The organism is Thiomicrospira sp. (assembly GCF_036568485.1).
Classification (GTDB): Bacteria; Pseudomonadota; Gammaproteobacteria; order Thiomicrospirales; family Thiomicrospiraceae; genus Thiomicrospira.
In genome coordinates this window covers 16,121-38,194 of the sequence record NZ_DATCSL010000008.1, presented here as the reverse complement: position 1 = coordinate 38,194, position 22,074 = coordinate 16,121, and the positions used below count along the sequence as shown (strand labels likewise).

Here is a 22,074-nt window from a genome sequence, read left to right as displayed (position 1 = left end):
TTTTAAGTCTGGCATTAACTGTGCATTATATTTAAAATAGCTTGCTTGTTTCGCTATGTTTAACGAGCCCCTCAACCTTTATGCGCATTCTATGAATCAATTCGTCCACCTGCATGTTCACTCAGAATACTCTGTGGTGGATAGTCTTCTCCATATTAAGCCGTTGGTTGCGCAAGCGAAACACTTTCAGCAACCGGCACTAGCCTTGACGGATCAAGGTAATATGTTTGCCTTGGTTAAGTTCTACAATGCGGCACGCAGTGCCGGGATTAAACCCATTCTGGGCGCTGATTTATTGGTTGAACAAGCCGAAGGCGAGGTGTTTCGGATTACGGTCTTGTGTCAAAATCAGCAGGGTTATTTAAACCTTTCTAAGTTAATTTCTAAAAGCTATTTATCCAATCAAAAAATTTGGAACTTACAGCAAGTACCGCTTGTTGAGCAGGCCTGGTTGTCGGAACACAATGCCGGTTTAATTGTTTTATCTGGCGCACGTCAAGGCGATGTTGGGTTGGCGATTTTGGCCGAAAAACCCAACTTAGTCGCCAAACGTGTTCAGTGGTGGCAGACCCATTTTGCAGATCGCTATTATTTAGAACTGGTTCGTACCAATCGCGAGAACGAAGAACGTTACATTCAAGCCGCATTAGAGGTGGCGGAACGTTACGACTTGCCGGTGGTCGCAACCAACGATGTGCGTTTTATGCAAGCGGACGATTTTGAAGCCCATGAAGTGCGTTGTTGCATCAACGGTGGTTATGTTTTAGATGACCCTAATCGCCCTAAACCTTATTCAGAAGAACAATATTACCGCTCAACTGAAGACATGCTGGCCTTGTTTGAAGATATTCCAGAAGCGATTCAAAACACGCTGGAGATTGCTAAACGCTGTAATTTAGAGCTGACGCTAGACGAATATTTCCTGCCCAACTTTCCGATCCCGCAAGGCATGACGATTGATGAGTTTTTTGATCAAGAGTGTCGTAAAGGTTTGGATGAGCGTTTAGCCTTTTTGTTTGGCCATTTAAGTGCCGAACAGCAGGCTGACAAAAAACAAGAATATGTGGCGCGCCTTGAGTTTGAGCTCAAAACTATTTTACAAATGGGGTTCCCTGGTTATTTCTTAATCGTTGCCGACTTTATTCAATGGGCTAAAAACCAAGCGATTCCGGTAGGACCAGGACGAGGTTCAGGGGCGGGTTCGTTAGTGGCTTATTCGCTTAAAATTACCGACCTGGATCCGATTGAGTACGACTTGCTTTTCGAACGTTTCTTAAACCCCGAACGTGTTTCGATGCCTGACTTTGACGTCGACTTCTGTATGGAGCGACGTGATGAAGTGATTGATTATGTCTCCCAGCATTATGGTCGAGACCATGTATCGCAAATTATTACCTACGGCACCATGGCGGCAAAAGCGGTGGTGCGGGATGTAGGGCGTGTATTGGGTAACGCTTACGGTATGGTAGATGGCGTTGCTAAACTGATTCCTAATGAGCTGGGTATCAAGCTGGGCGATGCACTTGAAAAAGAAGAAGAACTAAAAACACGCTATAACGAAGACGAAGATGTAAAAACCCTGCTTGATTTAGGTTTAAAGCTGGAAGGCACGGTACGAAATGTCGGTAAACACGCCGGTGGTGTGGTAATTGGTCCACGACCACTGGATGAGTTTTGCCCGCTTTATTCAGAAGCCGATGGCCGCAGTGTGGTCACACAACTCGATAAAAACGACGTTGAAACCATCGGTTTAGTGAAATTTGACTTCTTAGGTTTGCGTACCTTAACGATTATTGATTGGGCACTGCAAGCGATTAACGAAGGCAAGCAGCCTGGTGATGAAGGTTTTGTCGACATTGCGCGTATTCCATTGGATGATCCGAAGGTGTTTGAGCTGATTAAAACCGGCCGTACTACCGGCGTTTTCCAGCTCGAATCCAGCGGTATGCAGGACCTAATTCGCCGTCTAAGACCCGATTGTTTTGAAGATATTATCGCTTTAGTCGCTTTGTTCCGCCCCGGCCCGTTAGAGTCAGGCATGGTGGATAACTTTATTGCGCGTAAACACGGCAAAGAGGCGGTGTCTTATCCTGATGCGCAATATCAGCATGAGTGTTTAAAAGAAACTTTAGAACCCACCTACGGCATTATCTTGTACCAAGAGCAGGTTATGCAGATTGCCCAAGTTATGTCAGGTTATACCCTAGGTCAAGCCGATATGCTTCGTCGTGCGATGGGTAAGAAAAAGCCCGAAGAAATGGCAAAGCAACGTGCCGGATTTGCCGAAGGTGCAGCCAATAATAATATTGACGCCGATTTGGCGATGAAAATTTTCGACCTGGTGGAAAAATTCGCCGGCTACGGTTTTAACAAATCACACTCGGCGGCTTATGCGCTGGTTTCTTATCAATCGGCCTGGTTAAAAACCCATTATCCGGCACACTTTATGGCCGCACAAATTTCATCCGACATGGATAACACCGAAAAAGTCGTGCATATGATTAATGAGTGTTACGCGATGAATTTGAATCTGGTGTCGCCGGATATTAATCAATGCCAAATCAAATTCAAAGCCAGCTCGACCGACACGATTTTATATGGTTTGGGCGCGATAAAAGGCGTGGGCGAAGCGGCCTTAGTGGGGGTGATCCAAGATCGCACTGAAAACGGGCCGTTTAAAGATTTGTTTGACTTTACGGCGCGCGCGGGCAAAAAAATTAACCGGCGTTTAATTGAAGCGTTGATTCGTGCTGGCGCATTGGATTGTTTGCACCCCAATCGCCAAGCCATGTTATCGAGTGTGACCTTGGCTTTGCATCAAGCTGAACAACAACAAAAGAACGCCGACTCTGGTCAAGAAGATTTATTTGGCGCACTCAGTTCAGATGAACCAGATTTAACTCCAGCCGCCAGCTTAGTGGATGTGCCAGAGATGATTGAGCGACATAAGTTAAAAGGCGAAAAAGAGACCTTAGGTTTGTATTTGAGCGGTCACCCGATTGAAGCTTATCGACAAGAGTTGACGCATTATGTGTCGCAAAACCTGTCTAAACTCACCCCAAATAAATACGATAAACGCTGGGTAGCAGGCCTGGTGGTAGGGGTGCGTGCCAAAAATACGCGCAGTGGCGAGAAAATGGGGTTTGTGACTTTAGATGACCGAACTGCACGTCTAGAAGCCGTGTTGCGTCCGGCTGTATTTAGTAGTGCGAAAGACATAATTGAACCCGATGTTGTATTATTAATGTATGGTACGGTAGCCGAAGATAGCTTTAATGGCGGGATTAAACTGGATGCCGAGCAGGTGGTCGCTCTATCAGAAATGCGCATTAAAGAAGCACGTGCCTTAAAACTCTATGCAGAATCGACTAGAATGAGTGAAGCGGCCTTGCAAGAGCTTTTGGCTATGGTGATGCCCTATAAATCTGAAACCGGCTTGCCATTGGTGCTGGAATATCAAAATCGACAAGCTAAAGCACAACTCAAGTCAAACTGGTTTCTTCGTCCAGAAGACGATTTAATTGAAGCTTTAAACGCATTAGAGTGGCAGCCGGAAGTGGTGATGAAATGACGCATAAATTAAAGTGGAAATACCTCAGCTTTATTTTTGGCTTTATTCTAATCAGTGTGCTGGTGCAGACCATTAATGCCAATATTAAACATCAAAACCAACTGGCTGCTCAGGTGCAGAGCTTGGGTGCAGATGCGCACTTATATTTTGATGACTTGATCGAAGGGCTGCGCGACAAATATCTAACCCTGTCACTACATTATGCTTATGAACCACAAATGACGTCCTTTATGCAAACGCGTAACCATGACGCTTTGTTAAGTTATGTGCAAGCGGATTATGAACGTATGCGTTCGATGGAACCTAACTTGCATATCATGCACTTTATTGCGCCAGATAATCACTCAATCTTAAGATTACACCAGCCAGAACTTTACGATGACGACTTAACAGAAATTCGTCCTATTGTACGTGAAGTGAATACTGCAAAAACCGCATTGCAAGGATTTGAAGTGGGTAAGAACGGCATTACCTATCGCATTACCACGCCTTTGTTTAATCAAAATCAAGACTATCTGGGAATATTAGAGTTTGGTGTTCGGCCCAACTATTTTGTAGAAAAATTGGTGGAGCGATTTGAGGTTGAATCCATGATCTTGGTGGAATCCAGTTCCTTGGGTCAACTGCAAACCGATTATGGCTTTGAGCATCTTAATGGCTTTTCTATTATCCAACAAACGCCTTTATTTGAAGAGTTAGCAAGTCAGATTAATTTAAAGCGTCAATCACAGTTATTAACTTCAGAAGGCCGCACTTACTTGGTGTTAACAAGTTTGGACCAGCCTAATCATCAAGGCGATGTCATATCCAAAGTGGTCATTGCCACCGATATTACCGATATACAAAACTTAAATCAGCGTTCATTGGTGGCGGAAGCGGTGCTTAATTTGCTGGTGTTATTGTTTTTATGGGTGGTTATTTATGTGATATTCAGTCGCTACACCTTTGCGTTAGAAAACTCTTATCACACGATTCAAGCCTTGCACTTAAAAAGTCATCAATTACGCACTCAGGCTAATACAGACGAGCTCACTGGCTTGTATAACCGACGGTTTTTCAATGAGTCGTTACAGAAGCTTTTAGATTACGGTCAAACAGGCACTTTATTGTTTTTTGATATTGATCATTTTAAACAACTTAACGATGCGCATGGTCATCAAGCGGGTGACAAAGTATTAGTTGAGCTTGCTCAAATGTTGACCAGCTTTTTCCGCCAGGATGACTTAATTGTTCGGTGGGGCGGTGAAGAATTTGCCGTGTTTATCAATAATATGACGCAAGATGAAGCCTATCAAAAAGCCGAGCGTTTCCGTCAGTTTATTGAAACTTCTAGCAATAGTCATCAACCTTATTTGTTTACCATTAGTGGTGGTGTTGCCGCCATTGATTCAAAAGAGGCATTAGATGAGGCTTTTAAACTGGCTGATGAACGTTTGTATCAGGCAAAAGAAAAAGGTCGAAATCAAATAATTGGTCCATTTAATAAAACAACCAGGCCTGGTGATCAAGAAGTTTAAGACCGATACGTGCCAAAACGCGTTAGAATACGCCCAATTTTGCAGTAATAACCTAATTATGTATTTTGCAATGCTCTCAGCATTGATCAAATATTCCTAATTTTCGATTTTTTAGAATGAGTGACTGGAGGTGGAGATGTCTAACAATATTGAATCAATCCTAACCGAGAGCCGTGTGTTTGAGCCCTCAGAAATGATAAAAAGCCAAGCCGGCATCAATAAAGAAGTTTTGGATGCGATGTATGCGAAAGCAGATAAGGATCACGTAGGGTTTTGGTCGGATTTAGCCCGTGAGAAATTAAGCTGGTCTAAGCCATTCACTAAAGCGTTGGATGATTCAAAAGCGCCACTTTTTCGTTGGTTTAGTGATGGTGAACTGAATGTCTCCTATAACTGTATTGACCGTCACCTCGAAACCAAAAGTGATAAGTTAGCGATTATTTTTGAAGGCGATCAGGGTGATGTACATCATTATACTTATCAAGAATTACACGATGAAGTGGCTCGTTTTGCAAACGCCTTAACTGCAAAAGGTATTAAAAAAGGCGATCGTGTCATTATCTACATGCCGATGATTCCACAAGCCGTATTTGCAATGCAAGCCTGTGCGCGTATTGGTGCTATTCACTCGATCGTATTTGGCGGCTTCTCGGCGGAAGCCTTAAGAGATCGCGTTGAAAATGCGGGTGCCAAAATGGTCATCACCACCGATGGCGGTTTACGTGGTGGCAAATCTGTACCATTAAAAGCCTCGGTCGATGAAGCGCTGGCAAAAGGTTGTGAGACGGTTAAAAACGTGATTGTCTATCAGCGTACTAAGCAAGAAGTTAACATGAAAGAAGGGCGTGATATTTGGTGGCATGAAGCCGAAGCTGGCATGAGTAATTATCATGATCCAGTGATGGTTAACGCCGATCACCCATTGTTTTTACTTTACACATCGGGTTCTACAGGCACACCAAAAGGTATTCAGCATAGCTCAGGTGGTTATCTGTTAAATGCGATGCTAACCAACGAATGGATGTTTGACTTAAAAGACAGTGATGTTTTCTGGTGTACCGCTGATGTGGGCTGGATTACTGGTCACAGTTATGTCGCTTACGGTCCATTGGCGATGGGGCAAACTATCTTGATGTTTGAAGGTGTGCCGACCTACCCAGATGCCGGTCGTTTCTGGCAAATCTGTCAGGATCATGGTGTCACCGTATTCTATACCGCGCCAACCGCCATTCGTGCCTTGATGAAGTTCGGTAAAGAAATTCCAGCCAAGTATGACCTATCAAAACTAAGAATTTTGGGCACCGTTGGTGAACCCATTAACCCAGAAGCCTGGATGTGGTATCACGAAGTGATTGGCCGTGGCGAATGTCCGATTATTGATACCTGGTGGCAGACGGAAACGGGGGCTCACATGATTGCACCTTTCCCGGGTGTTACGCCATTAAAACCAGGTTCTTGCACACGCCCATTACCTGGTATTGATGCCGCTGTCGTGGATGAAGAAGGCAATGAGATTGGCAATAACTCGGGTGGGTATTTAGTGATTCGTAAGCCTTGGCCATCTATGCTGCAAACTGTTTGGGGAGATGATCAGCGTTATATCGATACCTATTATGCCAAGTTCAATAACAAATATTATGTAGTGGGCGACAGTGCTCATAAAGACGAAGATGGCTATATCTGGATTCTTGGTCGTATTGATGATGTATTGAATGTATCCGGTCACCGTTTAGGCACAATGGAGATTGAATCGGCCTTAGTGGCGCATCCAAAAGTTGCAGAAGCCGCCGTGGTTGGTAAACCGCATGATGTAAAAGGTGAATCAGTATTTGCATTTGTGGTACTAAACCAAGACTTGCCTGAAGGTGCAGAGCGCGATGCCATGGTGACTGAGTTGCGTAATTGGGTGGCCAAAGAAATTGGTCCGATTGCGAAGCCAGATGATATTCGTTTTGGTACCAATTTGCCCAAAACACGTTCGGGTAAAATTATGCGTCGTTTACTTCGTACTTTAGCGAAAGGTGAAGAAATTACACAAGACACGTCGACTTTGGAAGACCCAGGTATCTTGAAGCAATTTCAGCAAAAGTAAAAAGTGAACAAATTGTCACATTGAGTGCACAATTTGACCTGTTTTTGGGCTTGAACAAAAAATTTCTGGTCAAATTGTGCATTTTTTTGTTGCGAATGAGTGTCAAAAAAAATCATAATACGATGCGAGGTCGGCTCTAGCTCTGGCTTCAAGAGGAAGAGTTGAATTTATATCAATTAGGAGAGTTTTAACTATGGATAAAACGACGAATATCGCGGGAGGCAGCTATGAATAATAGTAAAGTAAAATTTGCTGCCATTCTATTGGCGATCTACACCGTGCTTTATTTTGGCGTGGCGTTGATGACATCGGCTACGTTTAAAGATGTGGCGGCTTTGGAATTAATTGGTTTGCCATTGGCTGTTTGGGGTGGTTTGCTTATTATCATCTCAGGCGTGGTCATTACTGGGCTTTATCTTAAAAAATCAGAAGAATTAGAAGAAGGAGCTAACTAGTATGGAAAATATTGTAGCTCTAGGAGTCGTGATATTCGGCATCCTTTTATCGTTATATATCAGTTACTATCATCGCCGTTCTACGGCTAGAACGGCCGACTTTTATGTTGCTGGTGGTGGTATTTCTCCACGCGTTAACGGTATGGCCATGTTTGGTGACTATGCCAGTGCCGCGAGTTTCTTAGGGGTTGCGGGTGCCGTTGCCTTGATGGGTGTTGACGGTTGGTGGCTTGCACTAGGTTTCTTTGCAGCCTGGATCGTTGTTTTGTTGGTGATTGCTGGCCCATTAAAAAATGTGGGTAAGTTTACAGTAGCCGACGTTTTGAACTCTCGTTACCAAGGCAGTGAACGTGGCATTCGTATGGTTGCTATGATCTCAACCTTAGTGCTGTGTGTTATGTATTTGGTACCTCAAATTGTGGGCGCAGGTTTGTTATTCGGTCTATTGCTAGATTGGGAATATACGCCAACAGTTATCGTGACTGGTTCATTGATGGCGATTTTCGTTATCATGGGTGGCATGAAGGGCACTAGCTATAACCAAGCTGTTCAGGGTGCGATTTTGTTTGGTGCGTTAATTTTCTTGCTTATTTTCGGTATTGTACATTTCTTCGGTGGAAATCCTGTTGGTATGGTTATCGAAGGTAAGGATATGGTTCCGCCAGTTTTAGCTGCGGCTAATGCTGATGCTGTTACTGCAATTGCAGGTATGACAAATGCTGAAAGTGCGGTTGCGATTGAAACGGTACGTGGCATGATGTCAGAAGCACCAACAGCTATCACACCAGGTGTTCAGTTACGTAGCTTGATGGATAATGCCAGTTTGGTTTTAGCCTTATTTTTGGGTGTACTAGGTTTACCACACATTTTGATTCGCTTTTATACCGTATCTAACGCAAAAGATGCGCGTAAATCAGCTCAGTTCACGATCTGGGGTCTGGCTATCTTTTACGGAAGTGTATTCTTCGTTGGTTTGATTGCGATGTATGCTTTGTACCCAACTTTGGTTGAATTGATTGCTAGTGGTCAGCGTGGTGTTGCAACTAACATGACGATGCCAATGCTAGGTGAAATGATGGGTGGTCAATTGCTAATGGGTGTGATTGCAGCCGGTGCAATGGCTGCGATGTTAAGTACCTCTGCGGGCTTATTAATCTCAGCCACGACTAGTTTGTCTCATGACTTGTTTAAAGGTGTAATTCACCCTAACTCAACCGATGAACAGCAAGTTCGTTTTGCAAAAGCTGGCGCAGCGGTTTTAGCGGTTATCGCGATTCTGATGTCACTTTGGTTGAAAGAACAAAACGTAGCCATGTTAGTGGCAATGTGTTTTGGTATTGCGGCTAGTACATTTGCACCAGCGCTTGTATTTGCAGTTTGGTGGAAACGTATGACAAGCCAAGCCGTTATTTGGGGTATGGCTGCAGGTCTTGTATCATCTTTACTGTTTACCTTCGCTAAGTTCTTTGGTGAAGCGTCAATGTTAGGTTTAGATGTACTGGTTAACCCAGCGCTTTACTCTGTACCATTTGCGGTATTGGTGACGATTGTTGTTAGTTATCTAACAAGCGATCGTGGTAATACTGACGAGTTTATGGCTCAAGCCCATGGTAAATAAATTTCTTACTAAAGGAATTTAAACCATAATAAAGAGGGAGCTTCGGCTCCCTTTTTTATTCGTTTTTTTGAGGTTTCTATGTCTATTGTTGAACAAGTTAACTTTCTAACAAACATTCATCCGTTTGAGTGTTTAGATAGCGACTATTTAAATGAAGCGGCCGCTGCCTTAGATGTAGTGTATTTCCCGTTGGGTAACAAGATACCTTTAGATTCAACGGAAAATGCATTTATCTATATTGTAATTAAAGGGCGTGTCTCAGAGTGTCTGGGGGAAGATGGAAATGCCCAATGTGGGCTTTACGGAATCAATTCACAGTTTGGTGCTTCAACCTTGTTGGACCAAAAAACGAGATTGCGTTATCAGGCCATTGAAGAAACCTTGGCTTATAGACTGCCATTTGTGACCTTCAAAAATTTACTCAAACATAATCCCGAGTTTGAGTCCTTTTATTTTAATGACATTACGCAAAAACTCAGTCATTTTCATCGCCAGTTACAAATCGAGTCCTCAAGTGAAGCAATGATGGACGCGGTTAAAATTGCGCCACTGCATGCTTTAGTGGAAATAAGTAGCCAAACGAGTATTAAACATTGTGTAGAGCAAATGGAGGCCCAAAAAACCGATGCTTGTTTAGTGAAAGATGGTGATCATTTAGGCGTCATTACCTCTTCTGATCTGTTGAGAGGATTAGCGATTAAGGGATTTGATTTAAGCAGCCCAGTAAACGATTTGGTTAGTTATCCAGTGATTTCAATTAATCAAAATGACTATCTGTTTAATGCTTTATTAAAAATGACCCGATATGGCGTGGATCGTTTGATGGTGCGAGGTAAGCAGGGATTTGTTGGCGTCTTGCATCAAAAAGAATTAATGAGCCTATTTGCCAATCAATCGGGCTTAGTGATGTTAACGCTTGAGCGGGCCGAGTGTTTTGATGATCTAAAAAAGGTCACCCAGCAAATTGATGATCTAGTCGCAGGTTTATCAAACAAAGGTGTGAAAACCCACTATATCGCTAAGTTAGTCAATGAGTTGCATCGAAAACTTCAAGCCAAGCTTTGGCAGATTCTAGATGAAGAACAGGTGTTTTCTGAAACAACCCTGATCGTGATGGGCAGTGAAGGGCGCTCCGAGCAAGTCGTGCGTACGGATCAGGATAATGCGTTAATACACGCCGATCATCTTGACCCAAAGACGCTGATAACGTTTTGTCAAAACTATTCAGCTAAGTTAATTGGATTGGGTTTTCCACCTTGTCCCGGTGGAATAATGGTTTCCAATCCAAAATGGTGCTTGAGTGAGAGTGCATTTGAATCCCAGATAATTAATTGGTTTGAGCATCCTTCTTTAGAAAGCTTTATGAATTTATCGATTTTGTTTGATGCTCAGGCGGTTCGGGGAGATGCGGATCGTTTGCAACGCATTAAAAAAGTTCTGAGTAAACAAGTGCAGAAACGTCAAATGTTTTTAACCCAATTTGCGCGGAGTGTATTGCAATTTGATACGCCAATTGGTTTATTTGGGCGTTTAATTACCGAAAAGGATGACGGCCATTCAATCGACTTAAAAAAAGGTGGTATTTTTCCGATTGTGCATGGTGTGCGTTGTTTGGCTATGGAAAAAGAAATTGAAAAAACCAACACCCATTGGCGGATTCGAGAGCTTATAAACCAACATGTATTCGATGAAGCCTTTGGGGTGGAGTTGGGGGAAACCCTGAACTTTTTAAATACCCTGAGGTTGCAATCTATGCTGGAAAAGAAAGCTCGGGGTAAAGCCGTTGATAACTCGATTGAAACCGATCATTTAAATCATTTTCAACAAGATCTTTTAAAAGATGCGTTTAGTGTTGTGCATAAATTTAAAAAATTAATTGAACAGCACTTCAAAATGGATGGGGCAATCTAATGTTGGCAAGGCTTCACCAGGCCTGGTTAAAAAAACGTCTTAAGCAGCCGGAATATGGGTTTTTATTCCAACCGCCTGATGATGAGGATCTGGTTTGTTTTGACTGTGAAACGACGGGTTTAGATACTAAGTCTGACAAAATTGTATCTCTAAGTGCGATTAAAATTAGGCAAAACCAAATTCTATCGAGTCAAAGCTTAAATCTTAAGTTTAAGCAACAACACAACATTAACCCTGAAAGTATCGTTATTCATCGGCTCCGCAATATTGATGTCGAGGTGGGGCTAGATGAAGGTGAAGCGATTAAGCAATTTGTTGAGTTTATTGGCTCGCGTCCTTTGGTTGGTTACTACCTGGAATTTGACATGGCAATGGTCAATGCTGTGATTCAACCTTGGTTAGGTATTAAGCTGCCCAATCAACAAATTGAGGTGTCCGAGCTTTATCATAAACACTTTTACCAAGATTGGCTGCAACCAGAGCATGAGGTTTTTGATTTGAGTTTTAATGCAATTCTGGATAAATTGCATTTGCCAAGAATGGGCCAGCATGATGCATTTAACGATGCTTTAATGACCGCGATGATTTATGTTAAGTTGCAAAGTTTAAAGGCTTCATAAGCGGCTATATCCGTTGTAAATAATTTTGAGAGAGATGTTTAAAACTCTGTAAATAAAGGCTTTCATCTTGACAAAAAGCCAATCTGCGAGTATTCTTAGCGCAGTTTTTCTGAAATGTATTTTTCAAAAAGCGGTTACAGGTAAGTTTTAAACTTAATTTAACCGTTTTTTGGCCTTAGAGAACCCCGTTTTTACGGGGTTTTTTGTTGGTTTTTTTTGACTATAGGTGAAGTGTGACGTTAGAACAAAAAATTGAATCGCTTGTCGCTCCTGCGATTGAAGCCCTAGGGATGGATTTATGGGGCTGTGAATATATCCCAGCCGGTAAAGATTCAACCTTGCGTATTTATATAGATCGTCCAGGTGTCGGTGTCACGGTTGATGACTGTGCCAAAGTAAGTCGTCAAGTGAGTGCGATCATGGATGTTGAAGATCCAATTTCGGCGGCTTATTTGCTCGAAATTTCATCACCGGGTATGGATCGCCCTTTGTTCAAACCAGAACATTACACACCCTATATTGGTAAAACAGTAAATGTACGTGCGCGCTCACCTATTATGGGGCGCCGCAAGTTTAAAGGGGAATTGATCCAAGCGGGTCAAGACCAGATCGAGGTGGAAGTGGATCGTGAAGTTTATGAGATTCCATTTTCGAGTATTGATAAAGCAAATTTAGTCGTAGAACTGTAAGGCGGTTGAATCATGAGTAAAGAAGTATTATCCGTTGTTGAAATCATGTCTAACGAAAAAGGCGTGGATGAAGAAATCATTTTTGAGGCGATTGAAACCGCTTTAGCGATGGCCACCACCAAAAGTTATGATGACAAGATTGATGCACGTGTTGAAATCGACCGTCATACAGGTGACTACAAGACTTTCCGTCGTTGGTTAGTGATTGAAGATGATGTCGCGATTGAAGGCGAGCCAGGTTTGTATATTCGTATGATGGATGCGGTAGATATCGATCCACACGCCCAGCCAGATGAGTATATTGAAGAAGAAATTGAATCTATCGAATTCGGTCGTATAGGCGCCCAAACCGCGAAGCAAGTGATTATCCAGAAAGTACGCGAAGCGGAACGTAAAAAAGTTGTGGAAGATTACAGCGCGCGTGTTGGCGAAATTTTAACGGGTCAAGTGAAACGAGTTGATCGCGGTGATGTCATTCTAGATATGGGTGATAACGTCGATGCGATTATTCCACGCAGCGAATTAGTCGCGCGTGAAACTTTTCGCATCGGTGATCGAGTTCGTGCGTATTTAAAAGAAGTCAGCTTCCGTCCACGTGGTCCTCAGTTATTTATGTCACGTGCCTGTAAAGAAATGCTGATGGAATTGTTTAAAATTGAAGTACCAGAAATTGGCGATGACCTTATTGACATTATGGCGGCTGCACGTGATGTTGGTTTCCGTGCCAAAATCGCAGTACGAGCAAACGATCCTCGCCTAGATCCGATTGGTGCTTGTGTGGGTATGCGTGGTGGCCGTGTTCAAGCGGTGACCAATGAGCTAAATGGTGAACGTATTGATATTATTCAATGGGATCCAAACGATGCCCAGTTTGTAATTAATGCGATGGCGCCAGCTGAAATTACCTCAATCATGGTGGACGAAGACCGTCACGAAATGGATTTGGCAGTAGAAGATGATCAGCTTTCGTTAGCGATTGGTAAGGGTGGTCAGAATATTCGTTTAGCCTCTGAGTTAACTGGCTGGGAGCTAAACATCATGTCGAAAACCGACATGGAAGAAAAACACAACAATGAAGCCGGTAAATACATCGACACCTTTGTGACTTTGTTAGAAGTTGATGAAGAGTTGGCGCAAGTATTGGTAGAAGAAGGTTTCACGACGATTGAAGAAGTGGCCTATGTACCGACCGCAGAAATGTTAGAAATTGATGGTTTTGACGAAGACTTGGTCAACGAGCTGAAACAACGCGCGAAAGACGCATTGTTAACGCAAGCCATTGTAAATGAAGAAAAAACCGCGCTTGCTGAGCCCGCTGATGATTTATTGGCGCTTGAAGGCATGAACGATGATATGGCCAAACAGCTGGCATCTAAAGGCATTGTAACCCAAGAAGATTTAGCCGAACTGGGTACTGATGAGTTGTTAGAACTTGTCAGTTTAGATGCTGAAGCCGCTGCCGCGCTCATTATGAAAGCACGCGCACCATGGTTTGAATAACAGGAAAAGGGAGAGGCGAGATTATGGCCGAAGTATCGATATTAAAGTTTTCAGAAACACTCAACCTTTCTGTAGATAAATTATTAGCACAGCTAGAAGCGTCGGGCGTCAAAAACAAGACTAAAGATGATGCGATCAGCGAAGAAGAAAAACGTACCTTGTTGGCTTATCTAAAAAGTCTGCATGGTGAAGTTGCGGAAGATGAGCCTAAAAAAGTGACGCTGCGTCGTAAAGAAGTTAAGACGCTTAACTTGTCATCAGGCTCAAACAAGCGCACGGTTAATGTAGAAGTACGCAAAAAACGCACTTATGTTAAACGCTCTGAATTAGAAGAAACCAAACCTGAGGAAGTGGAAGAGGTTATCTCAGCGCCAGCCGAAGAAGTGAAAGCCAGCGAAGAAGTCACATCTCAGGCGGCATCTGCTACGGATGCGACCTCAGTGACGGAAACGGTCGTTGAAAACACGCCAGACGAAACCACAGAAGAGGTTGTTGATCCGGCGATTGTTGAACCCGAAGCCGTTGTGGATTCTAAGAACGACAAAAAATCAAAAGCCAAAAAAGGCAAAACACTTGATAGTCGTTTAGAAGATGGACCACCCAAAGCGAAGAAGACCATCAAAACCAAAATTGTCAGTGATGATAATGAAAAAATGAGCTTGGGGCGTCGTAAATCTAAAAAACGCTTTGATCATAAAAAACCAGGTAATTCGCAAACGTCACAAGATAACCAACACGGTTTCCAAAAGCCAGTTGGCCCCGTTGTACGTGATGTTGCGATTCCTGAAACCATTCAAGTCGCTGAATTGGCCGATAAGATGTCGGTAAAAGTAGCTGAAGTCATTAAGTTTATGATGGGCATGGGCACCATGGTGACCATTAACCAGGTACTAGACCAAGAAACTGCGGCCATTGTGGTTGAAGAGTTAGGTCATAAGCCGATTTTGCTTAAAGAAAACGCTCTTGAAGAAGAAGTGCTTCAGCAAGAATATCATGGTGAATTTGTTCACCGTGCACCGGTCGTAACCATCATGGGTCACGTTGACCATGGTAAAACCTCGTTGCTTGACCATATTCGTAAAGCCAAAGTGGCCACAGGTGAAGCCGGTGGGATTACCCAGCACATCGGGGCTTACCATGTTGAAACGCCAAATGGTGATATAACCTTTATCGATACCCCAGGTCACCAAGCCTTTACGGCGATGCGTGCACGTGGTGCGAAGGTAACGGACATTGTGGTTATCGTGGTAGCGGCTGACGATGGTGTGATGCCACAAACAAAAGAAGCGATTCAGCACGCGAAAGCGGCTGGCGTAGGGATTGTGGTCGCCATCAACAAGATGGATAAAGAAGGTGCCAACCCAGATCGCGTATTGCAAGAATTAGCAAATGAAGACGTCATCTCAGAAGAATGGGGTGGGGATATCCAGTTTGTACCTGTGTCGGCAAAAACCGGTATGGGGATTGATGCCTTACTAGAAGCCATTTTGTTAAGTGCGGAAATTTTAGAATTAGATGCGCCCACAGAAGGCCATGCGAAAGGCGTCGTCATCGAATCGCGTCTTGATAAAGGTCGTGGTCCGGTTGCCACCGTATTGGTTCAGTCTGGTACCTTGAGAAAAGGCGATATCGCCTTATGTGGTATGGAATTTGGTCGTGTGCGTGCATTGGTTAACGAACAAGGCAAAATTGTCGATAGCGCTGGTCCATCCTTCCCGGTGGAGATTTTGGGTCTATCGGGTGTGCCAGCCGCGGGTGACGAAATGATCACCGTTGACAATGAACGTAAAGCACGTGAAGTGGCGTTATTCCGTCAAGGTAAATATAAAGAAGTTAAGATCGCACGTCAGCAAAGTGCCAAGCTGGACAATATGTTTAACAAGATGGCTGAAGGCGAAATGAAAACCGTTAATATCGTGCTAAAAGCCGATGTACAAGGTTCGATTGAAGCCATTAGCAATGCCTTAACCGACTTAAGTAACGAAGAAGTACGTGTAACCGTTGTAAGCAGTGGCGTAGGTGGTATTACTGAAAGTGATGTTAACTTAGCGATTGCGTCTGAAGCCTTAGTGTTTGGTTTCAACGTACGTGCTGATGCGTCTGCTAAACGTTTGATTGAACGTGAAGGTGTGGGCTTATACTATTACAGCATCATTTATGAAGTTGTGGACGAAGTGAAACGTGCTATCGAAGGTAAATTATCGGCTGAACAACGCGAAGAAATTATCGGTACCGCTGAAGTTCGTGATGTGTTTAAAGCACCGAAAATCGGTATGATTGCTGGTTGTATGGTTATTGAAGGCATTGTTGAACGTAGCCAGCCAATCCGTGTATTGCGTGATAACGTGGTTATCTACGAAGGCGAATTGGAATCTTTACGTCGCTTTAAAGACGACGTGAAAGAAGTTCGTCAAGGTATGGAATGCGGTATCGGCGTAAAAGACTATAATGACGTTAAAGTCGGCGATCAAATCGAAGTCTTTAAGCGTTATGAAGTGAAACGTACGCTCGATTAATTTACATAATATTTCACTGATTGAACTATTTATGTAAATTCGATAAATACCTATAGTTTTAAAATGCCCTTCGGGGCATTTTGTTTTTACAGAAAACAAAGTAACCAGGCCTGGTGGTCTGATGGAAATGGAAAATCATGAGTCAAGAATTTAGCCGCACCGATCGTGTGTCGCAAGAAATATTTCGTTTGTTATCCAACATGTTGCGCCGTGAGACCAAAGATCCACGTTTGCAAGGTTTGACCCTGACAGAATGTAAAGTCACGAAAGACATGAGCTTGGCGAAAATCTATTTTACCGTGCTGGGTGCTAAGTCTGGTGATGTTGAAGTAGAAGAGGCGATTAAAGCCCTAGAGAAAGCCAAGGGTTTTTTCCGCACTGAACTTGGTAAACAATTACGTTTGCGTATTACGCCAAATTTGCGCTTTTACCACGATACCGTACCTGAGCATGTCGATCATATTGAACAATTGATCAAGAAGGCCTTGTATTAAACATGGCGGCCAGAGGTAGACGCAAAAAAGTCGTTAATGGCATTGTGTTGGTAAATAAAGCGGCGGGTTTGACATCAAGAGATGTGGTGCAAAAGATCACAAGAATCTACTCAGCTAAAAAAGCCGGCCATACCGGCACGCTAGACCCATTTGCCACCGGATTATTGCCTGTTTGTTTGGGTGAAGCAACAAAAGTCTCAGGGTTATTACTCGCTTCTGACAAACGTTATATTGCTACTTTAGGCTTAGGTGTGGAAACCGATACCGGCGATCATGACGGTAACGTTATTGAACAGATGGTGGTGCCAGCGCTAACAAGCGAAAAAATTGAATCGGTTTTAGAGTCTTTTCGGGGTGATATTTTCCAAGTGCCGCCCATGTATTCGTCGCTTAAATTTGAAGGTAAATCTCTGCATGTCTATGCCCGCAAAGGCATCGAAATTGAGCGTGAACCACGCCAAGTTCAGATTATGGAGTTAAACCTACTAGATTTTGATCAACACCAAATCCGTTTCGAAGTGCATTGTTCAAAAGGCACGTATGTACGTGTTTTAGGTGAGGATATTGCCAAGGCGTTAGGTACAGTAGGCCACCTGACCGGATTACACCGAACACAAACCGGTGTGTTTAAAGCCGATATGATGCGTGACTTAGATGAGATTGCGATGTTTCGCGTCACCAATCTATTGCCGATTGATATTGCTTTAATTGACTACGAAGCGGTTCATCTTACAGTTGAGCAAAAAAACCACCTTTGGATGGGTGGGTTTTTGTTTGATGTAAAACCGCAAAACCCCCATCAAGATTGCTTGGTTCGGTTATATAACGAGCATCAGCAGATTTTTGCCATTGGCGAATGGCGTGCAGATAAGCAACGCTTAAAAATAAAACGCGGGTTTAACGTTGATCCCACCCTCGATTCACATGCTCAATAGTGAGCACCAGGCTTGGTTAGACTGTCGTTCGGCGCAAGATTATCGTGCTGGGCACTTTCCCAACGCGGCGCTTTTTAGCTGGCCTGAATTGAAAGTTCGTTTAAACGAATTGCCGGCCGCGCCCGCGAATTTAGGTCTCATCGCATCTGAGGTTCATCTGGCTGACATCCGAAGCTTTTTGCGCGAAAAGGGCTATAACATTAACGCTTGTTTAACCGATATTGAATTTGCCAATCTGGCTGAACCAGGCCTGGTTCGGGGTAATTCTTCGATGCGGCTATGGTCACCAAACCCTTTTCTTGAAACCACGCTAAAGCAGTATTTAAACCTCGATCCCAATCTAACATCGCCTCAAGCACTAGATTTGGGTTGTGGCGGTGGGCGTGATGCGGTCTATTTAGCCGAGCAAGGCTGGCAAGTTACCGCCATAGATCAACAGGCTCGTGTTATTGAACGTGCCAAAACCTTGGCAAAACATAATGCGGTTGATGTGGATTGGCGTTGCTGTGACCTAAGATCGACTGATTGTTTACCAACCCAATCGTTCGATTTAATCTTGATGAATCGGTTTCTTAATCGTGCGTTATATCCTTATATGCGTGCTCATACCAGGCCTGGTGGTTATGTGTTAATTCATACTTTTGCAGAAGGCGTTGAAGCCTTTGGTTCACCTAGAAACCCCAATTTAATTGTAAAAAAACACGAATTAGCAAAAGAATTTGTCGAGTTTGAAGTGATAGTTGATAAAATAAGCCGCATTGAAGATGGCCGCCCGGTTGCGTCCTTCTTGGCGCGACGATTAGAGGAGAATAAACATGACGGATATGACAGCCACCGAACTTTTTGAGTTTTTCCAAAAAAACTTTATTTGTGAGTCACTAACTCGCAATGAGGTTGAAACTTTAACCAGTTATTTGCAGGAAAAAACCTACGAACGTGATCAGATTATTTCAGACCTAGGCGAAGTAGGCGATTGCTTAATGTTTGTAGTGCAGGGCAAGGTTGGTTTTACCAGTTATGATGGTCAAAACGAAGTCAATGTCGGCCATCAAGGTGAGGGTAGTTTGATTGGTGAAATGTCATTTTTCGACCGCAAGCCACGTAATTTAAGAATGTATTGTTCATCTAAAAAAGTCACGTTATTGGCTCTAACACGTTCAATGTATGATCGTTTAAAAGTTGAGCATCCCTATATTGCGGTAAACATTCTCGAAAATGCGGTGGTGAGTTTGGATCACCTGGTGCGCGCGATGAGTGAATCCATGGCGCAGATCGAACATTACATGCATGGTTACGGTAAGCATTAATTGCGAATTAGATTGAAAAATTCAATAAAATCTGTATAGTACGCGGTTCAGTTTCTGCTATCGGTTGCGGAAATTGATTTTTAATAGTAAACCGATCTCTAGGAGAGAAGATAATGTTTGATGCTGAAACTAAAGCAAAAATCATCGCTGAATATGGCGCAAATGCAAACGACTCAGGTTCAACTGAAGTTCAGGTTGCCTTGTTAACTCACCGTATTCAATACCTAACAGGTCACTTCAAAACGCATAAGCAAGACAATCACTCACGTGTTGGTCTATTACGTTTAGTTGGTCGTCGTCGTAAGTTGCTAGACTACTTGCACAAAAAAGACGGTCAGCGTTATTTAGATTTGATCGCACGTCTTGGCTTACGTAAGTAAGTTTCAAAGCTGCTAAAGAAGCCCCGCTTAGTCGGGGCTTTTTTGTAGGCGAAAGTCCAACAAAGTCTGTACAATATAAGGCTGAATAAAAAGCTGATATTTTAGATTATTTAAACGATTTAACTGAAAACCCTTTATAACCTGAATCCCTAAACCCATCCGCGTTTAATCCACCACCAGGCCTGGTGAACGGATAACTAGCCGGTGATTTTAGGGATTCAGGTTTCCAGTTAAAGCAAGCAGAAAGGAAATTCTGATGGCAAAACATGTAAAAAGCTTCCAGTACGGTCACCACACCATTACATTAGAAACCGGCGAAATTGCGCGTCAAGCGGATGGCGCGGTGATTATCGGTATGGGTGATACGCGCATTTTAGTCACGGTAGTCGGGGCTAAAAAGGCCAAAGAAGGCCAAGACTTTTTCCCATTAACGGTGAACTACCAAGAAAAAGCTTACGCCGCCGGCAAAATCCCAGGGGGCTTTTTAAAACGCGAAGGTCGTCCATCGGAATTTGAAACCTTAACCTCACGTTTGATCGACCGTCCAATTCGTCCATTGTTCCCGAAAGGTTTTATGAACGAAGTTCAAGTGGTCGCCACGGTTTTGGCTTTAGACCCAGATGCGGGTACCGAAGTCGCCGCGATGTTAGGTACGTCAGCGGCTTTAGCGATTTCAGGCATTCCATTTAATGGTCCAATTGGGGCGGCGATTGTCGGATACAGAGATGGCGAATACATCTTAAACCCATCGGTTCAACACCTTGATGAATCTGATTTGGAGTTAAGTGTCGCCGGTACCGAGTCTGCGGTATTAATGGTGGAATCAGAAGCCAGCGAATTACCGGAAGATGTCATGTTAGGCGCGGTGATGTTTGGCCACCAGCAAATGCAAGTGGCAATTCAAGCGATTCGTGAATTGGCTGAAGAAATCGGCAAACCACGTTGGGATTGGCAGCCAGTTGCAGAAAACACCGCATTAAAAGATCAAGTATTTAGCTTAATCCGTTCAGACGTTGAATCGGCTTATAACATCGCCGACAAAATGGCGCGTTATGCGGCGTTGGATGAAGCTAAAACGAAGTTAATGCAAGCTTTAGCGGCGACAGAAGAAAATCCAGAGGGCGCGTCTGAGAAAGAATTAGAAGGCTTATTTGGTAAATTGCAGAAAGACATCGTACGGGGTCGTAGCGTCTCGGGTCAGCCACGTATTGATGGCCGTGATAACCAAACCATTCGTGCGATTGATTGTAAAGTGGGTGTATTGCCAAAAGTTCACGGTTCAGCCTTGTTTACACGTGGTGAAACTCAAGCGTTGGTTGTGACGACCTTGGGTACCGAGCAAGATGCAAAAATTGTGGACGAATTAACCGGTTCTTACAAAGATCGCTTTATGTTGCATTACAACTTCCCTCCTTATTCAGTAGGTGAGTGTGGTCGTATGGGCACACCAGGTCGCCGTGAAATCGGCCATGGTATGTTAGCGCGTCGCGGTGTTGCGGCCATGTTACCAACAGCCGATGAATTCCCTTATACCGTTCGTGTGGTGTCTGAAATCACCGAATCAAACGGTTCAAGTTCAATGGCCACCGTGTGTGGTACCAGTATGTCGTTAATGCATGCAGGTGTGCCAATTGCGGCACCAGTCGCTGGTATTGCGATGGGTCTGATTAAAGAAGAATCGGGCTTTGCGGTCTTGTCTGACATTTTGGGTGACGAAGATCATCTGGGTGATATGGACTTTAAAGTAGCCGGTACTGAGCAGGGTATTACCGCACTTCAAATGGACATTAAAATTGAAGGCATTACCGAAGAAATCATGCAAATCGCATTGGATCAAGCGAAAGCCGGGCGTTTGCATATTTTGGGTGAAATGACCAAAGCTATCACCTCATCTAATACAGATGTTGCTGAAACCGCTCCACGTATTACCACCATTAAAGTTAAGCCAGAAAAAGTACGTGAAATCATCGGTAAAGGTGGCGCAACCATCCGTATGCTAACCGAGCAATCGGGTGCGGTCATTGAGTTAGATGACGACGGTACGGTGCGTATCGCCGCGTCGGATCAGTCGTGTGCAGATGATGCAATTGCACGCATTATGCAGATAGTCGCTGAACCGGAAATCGGTAAAGTGTATGACGCGAAAGTCGTTAAAATCGTTGATTTCGGTGCTTTTGTTTCTTACATGCCAGGTCGTGAAGGCTTGGTTCACGTTTCGCAAATTTCAGATGAGCGTGTTGAGAATGTCGAAGACTATTTAAAAGAAGGTCAAGAAATTCAAGTGCGCCTAACAGAAATTGATAAACAGGGCCGTGTTAAGCTTTCAATCAAAGCGGTTTAATGATTGAAAAAGCCAACGTTTATATCGCGTTGGCTTTAACCACGAAGGCACGAAGATAATCGTTGATATTTATTCTTTTTAATATTACAACGCTTTAAAACTTCGTGAGCTTCGTGAGCTTCGTGGTT

The 22,074-nt window shown here is 43.5% G+C and carries 16 protein-coding genes; all 16 read left to right on the top strand.

What is annotated here, in order from left to right; all coding sequences use genetic code 11:
- Nucleotides 1-91: 91 nt before the first annotated feature.
- The 16 genes from dnaE (at nucleotide 92) to pnp (ending at nucleotide 21,946) form a co-directional block, all read left to right on the top strand.
- Nucleotides 92-3,571 (top strand): DNA polymerase III subunit alpha, encoded by a 3,480-nt coding sequence (gene dnaE, locus VIM91_RS00905; protein WP_331862958.1) that lies wholly within the window; start codon nucleotides 92-94, stop codon nucleotides 3,569-3,571.
- Nucleotides 3,568-5,088, top strand: coding sequence for a sensor domain-containing diguanylate cyclase (locus VIM91_RS00900; RefSeq protein WP_331862957.1), 1,521 nt, complete (start codon nucleotides 3,568-3,570; stop codon nucleotides 5,086-5,088). The genes dnaE and VIM91_RS00900 overlap by 4 nt, the downstream gene beginning before the upstream one ends.
- Nucleotides 5,089-5,224: 136 nt before the next feature.
- Nucleotides 5,225-7,180, top strand: a complete 1,956-nt coding sequence (acs, locus tag VIM91_RS00895) for an acetate--CoA ligase (protein ID WP_331862956.1) — start codon at nucleotides 5,225-5,227, stop codon at nucleotides 7,178-7,180.
- A gap of 227 nt (nucleotides 7,181-7,407) precedes the next feature.
- Nucleotides 7,408-7,635 (top strand): DUF485 domain-containing protein, encoded by a 228-nt coding sequence (locus tag VIM91_RS00890; protein WP_331862955.1) that lies wholly within the window; start codon nucleotides 7,408-7,410, stop codon nucleotides 7,633-7,635.
- Nucleotide 7,636: 1 nt separating this feature from the next.
- Nucleotides 7,637-9,253: a cation acetate symporter gene (locus VIM91_RS00885; protein WP_331862954.1), complete on the top strand. Its 1,617-nt coding sequence runs from the start codon at nucleotides 7,637-7,639 to the stop codon at nucleotides 9,251-9,253.
- A 78-nt stretch (nucleotides 9,254-9,331) separates the two neighbouring features.
- Complete coding sequence (locus VIM91_RS00880) at nucleotides 9,332-11,164, top strand: putative nucleotidyltransferase substrate binding domain-containing protein (protein ID WP_331862953.1); 1,833 nt, start codon at nucleotides 9,332-9,334, stop codon at nucleotides 11,162-11,164.
- Entirely contained in the window at nucleotides 11,164-11,784 is a 621-nt protein-coding gene (locus VIM91_RS00875; protein ID WP_331862952.1) for a 3'-5' exonuclease, read from the top strand. The genes VIM91_RS00880 and VIM91_RS00875 overlap by 1 nt, the downstream gene beginning before the upstream one ends.
- Before the next feature lie 233 nt (nucleotides 11,785-12,017).
- Nucleotides 12,018-12,473, top strand: a complete 456-nt coding sequence (gene rimP / locus VIM91_RS00870) for a ribosome maturation factor RimP (protein ID WP_331862951.1) — start codon at nucleotides 12,018-12,020, stop codon at nucleotides 12,471-12,473.
- A gap of 12 nt (nucleotides 12,474-12,485) precedes the next feature.
- Nucleotides 12,486-13,973: a transcription termination factor NusA gene (nusA, locus tag VIM91_RS00865; RefSeq protein ID WP_331862950.1), complete on the top strand. Its 1,488-nt coding sequence runs from the start codon at nucleotides 12,486-12,488 to the stop codon at nucleotides 13,971-13,973.
- 23 nt (nucleotides 13,974-13,996) lie between these two features.
- Nucleotides 13,997-16,489, top strand: a complete 2,493-nt coding sequence (gene infB, locus VIM91_RS00860; protein ID WP_331862949.1) for a translation initiation factor IF-2 — start codon at nucleotides 13,997-13,999, stop codon at nucleotides 16,487-16,489.
- Between the two features lie 137 nt (nucleotides 16,490-16,626).
- Nucleotides 16,627-16,983: a 30S ribosome-binding factor RbfA gene (gene rbfA, locus VIM91_RS00855; RefSeq protein ID WP_029934661.1), complete on the top strand. Its 357-nt coding sequence runs from the start codon at nucleotides 16,627-16,629 to the stop codon at nucleotides 16,981-16,983.
- 2 nt (nucleotides 16,984-16,985) lie between these two features.
- Nucleotides 16,986-17,918: a tRNA pseudouridine(55) synthase TruB gene (gene truB / locus VIM91_RS00850; RefSeq protein WP_331862948.1), complete on the top strand. Its 933-nt coding sequence runs from the start codon at nucleotides 16,986-16,988 to the stop codon at nucleotides 17,916-17,918.
- Nucleotides 17,908-18,765: a methyltransferase domain-containing protein gene (locus VIM91_RS00845; protein ID WP_331862947.1), complete on the top strand. Its 858-nt coding sequence runs from the start codon at nucleotides 17,908-17,910 to the stop codon at nucleotides 18,763-18,765. The genes truB and VIM91_RS00845 overlap by 11 nt, the downstream gene beginning before the upstream one ends.
- On the top strand, nucleotides 18,734-19,225 hold the full coding sequence (locus VIM91_RS00840; protein WP_331862946.1) for a cyclic nucleotide-binding domain-containing protein: 492 nt from the start codon (nucleotides 18,734-18,736) through the stop codon (nucleotides 19,223-19,225). The genes VIM91_RS00845 and VIM91_RS00840 overlap by 32 nt, the downstream gene beginning before the upstream one ends.
- A 113-nt stretch (nucleotides 19,226-19,338) precedes the next feature.
- On the top strand, nucleotides 19,339-19,605 hold the full coding sequence (rpsO, locus tag VIM91_RS00835) for a 30S ribosomal protein S15 (RefSeq protein WP_029934666.1): 267 nt from the start codon (nucleotides 19,339-19,341) through the stop codon (nucleotides 19,603-19,605).
- A gap of 256 nt (nucleotides 19,606-19,861) precedes the next feature.
- Entirely contained in the window at nucleotides 19,862-21,946 is a 2,085-nt protein-coding gene (gene pnp / locus VIM91_RS00830) for a polyribonucleotide nucleotidyltransferase (protein ID WP_331862945.1), read from the top strand.
- Nucleotides 21,947-22,074 lie beyond the last annotated feature (128 nt).

What these genes read in the sequence shown, in the direction of transcription:
- dnaE (WP_331862958.1), top strand. Translation starts at nt 92, where the DNA reads ATGAATCAATTCGTCCACCTGCATGTTCACTCAGAATACTCTGTGGTG.
- VIM91_RS00900 (WP_331862957.1), top strand. Translation starts at nt 3,568, where the DNA reads ATGACGCATAAATTAAAGTGGAAATACCTCAGCTTTATTTTTGGCTTT.
- acs (WP_331862956.1), top strand. Translation starts at nt 5,225, where the DNA reads ATGTCTAACAATATTGAATCAATCCTAACCGAGAGCCGTGTGTTTGAG.
- VIM91_RS00890 (WP_331862955.1), top strand. Translation starts at nt 7,408, where the DNA reads ATGAATAATAGTAAAGTAAAATTTGCTGCCATTCTATTGGCGATCTAC.
- VIM91_RS00885 (WP_331862954.1), top strand. Translation starts at nt 7,637, where the DNA reads ATGGAAAATATTGTAGCTCTAGGAGTCGTGATATTCGGCATCCTTTTA.
- VIM91_RS00880 (WP_331862953.1), top strand. Translation starts at nt 9,332, where the DNA reads ATGTCTATTGTTGAACAAGTTAACTTTCTAACAAACATTCATCCGTTT.
- VIM91_RS00875 (WP_331862952.1), top strand. Translation starts at nt 11,164, where the DNA reads ATGTTGGCAAGGCTTCACCAGGCCTGGTTAAAAAAACGTCTTAAGCAG.
- nusA (WP_331862950.1), top strand. Translation starts at nt 12,486, where the DNA reads ATGAGTAAAGAAGTATTATCCGTTGTTGAAATCATGTCTAACGAAAAA.
- infB (WP_331862949.1), top strand. Translation starts at nt 13,997, where the DNA reads ATGGCCGAAGTATCGATATTAAAGTTTTCAGAAACACTCAACCTTTCT.
- rbfA (WP_029934661.1), top strand. Translation starts at nt 16,627, where the DNA reads ATGAGTCAAGAATTTAGCCGCACCGATCGTGTGTCGCAAGAAATATTT.
- truB (WP_331862948.1), top strand. Translation starts at nt 16,986, where the DNA reads ATGGCGGCCAGAGGTAGACGCAAAAAAGTCGTTAATGGCATTGTGTTG.
- VIM91_RS00845 (WP_331862947.1), top strand. Translation starts at nt 17,908, where the DNA reads ATGCTCAATAGTGAGCACCAGGCTTGGTTAGACTGTCGTTCGGCGCAA.
- VIM91_RS00840 (WP_331862946.1), top strand. Translation starts at nt 18,734, where the DNA reads ATGACGGATATGACAGCCACCGAACTTTTTGAGTTTTTCCAAAAAAAC.
- rpsO (WP_029934666.1), top strand. Translation starts at nt 19,339, where the DNA reads ATGTTTGATGCTGAAACTAAAGCAAAAATCATCGCTGAATATGGCGCA.
- pnp (WP_331862945.1), top strand. Translation starts at nt 19,862, where the DNA reads ATGGCAAAACATGTAAAAAGCTTCCAGTACGGTCACCACACCATTACA.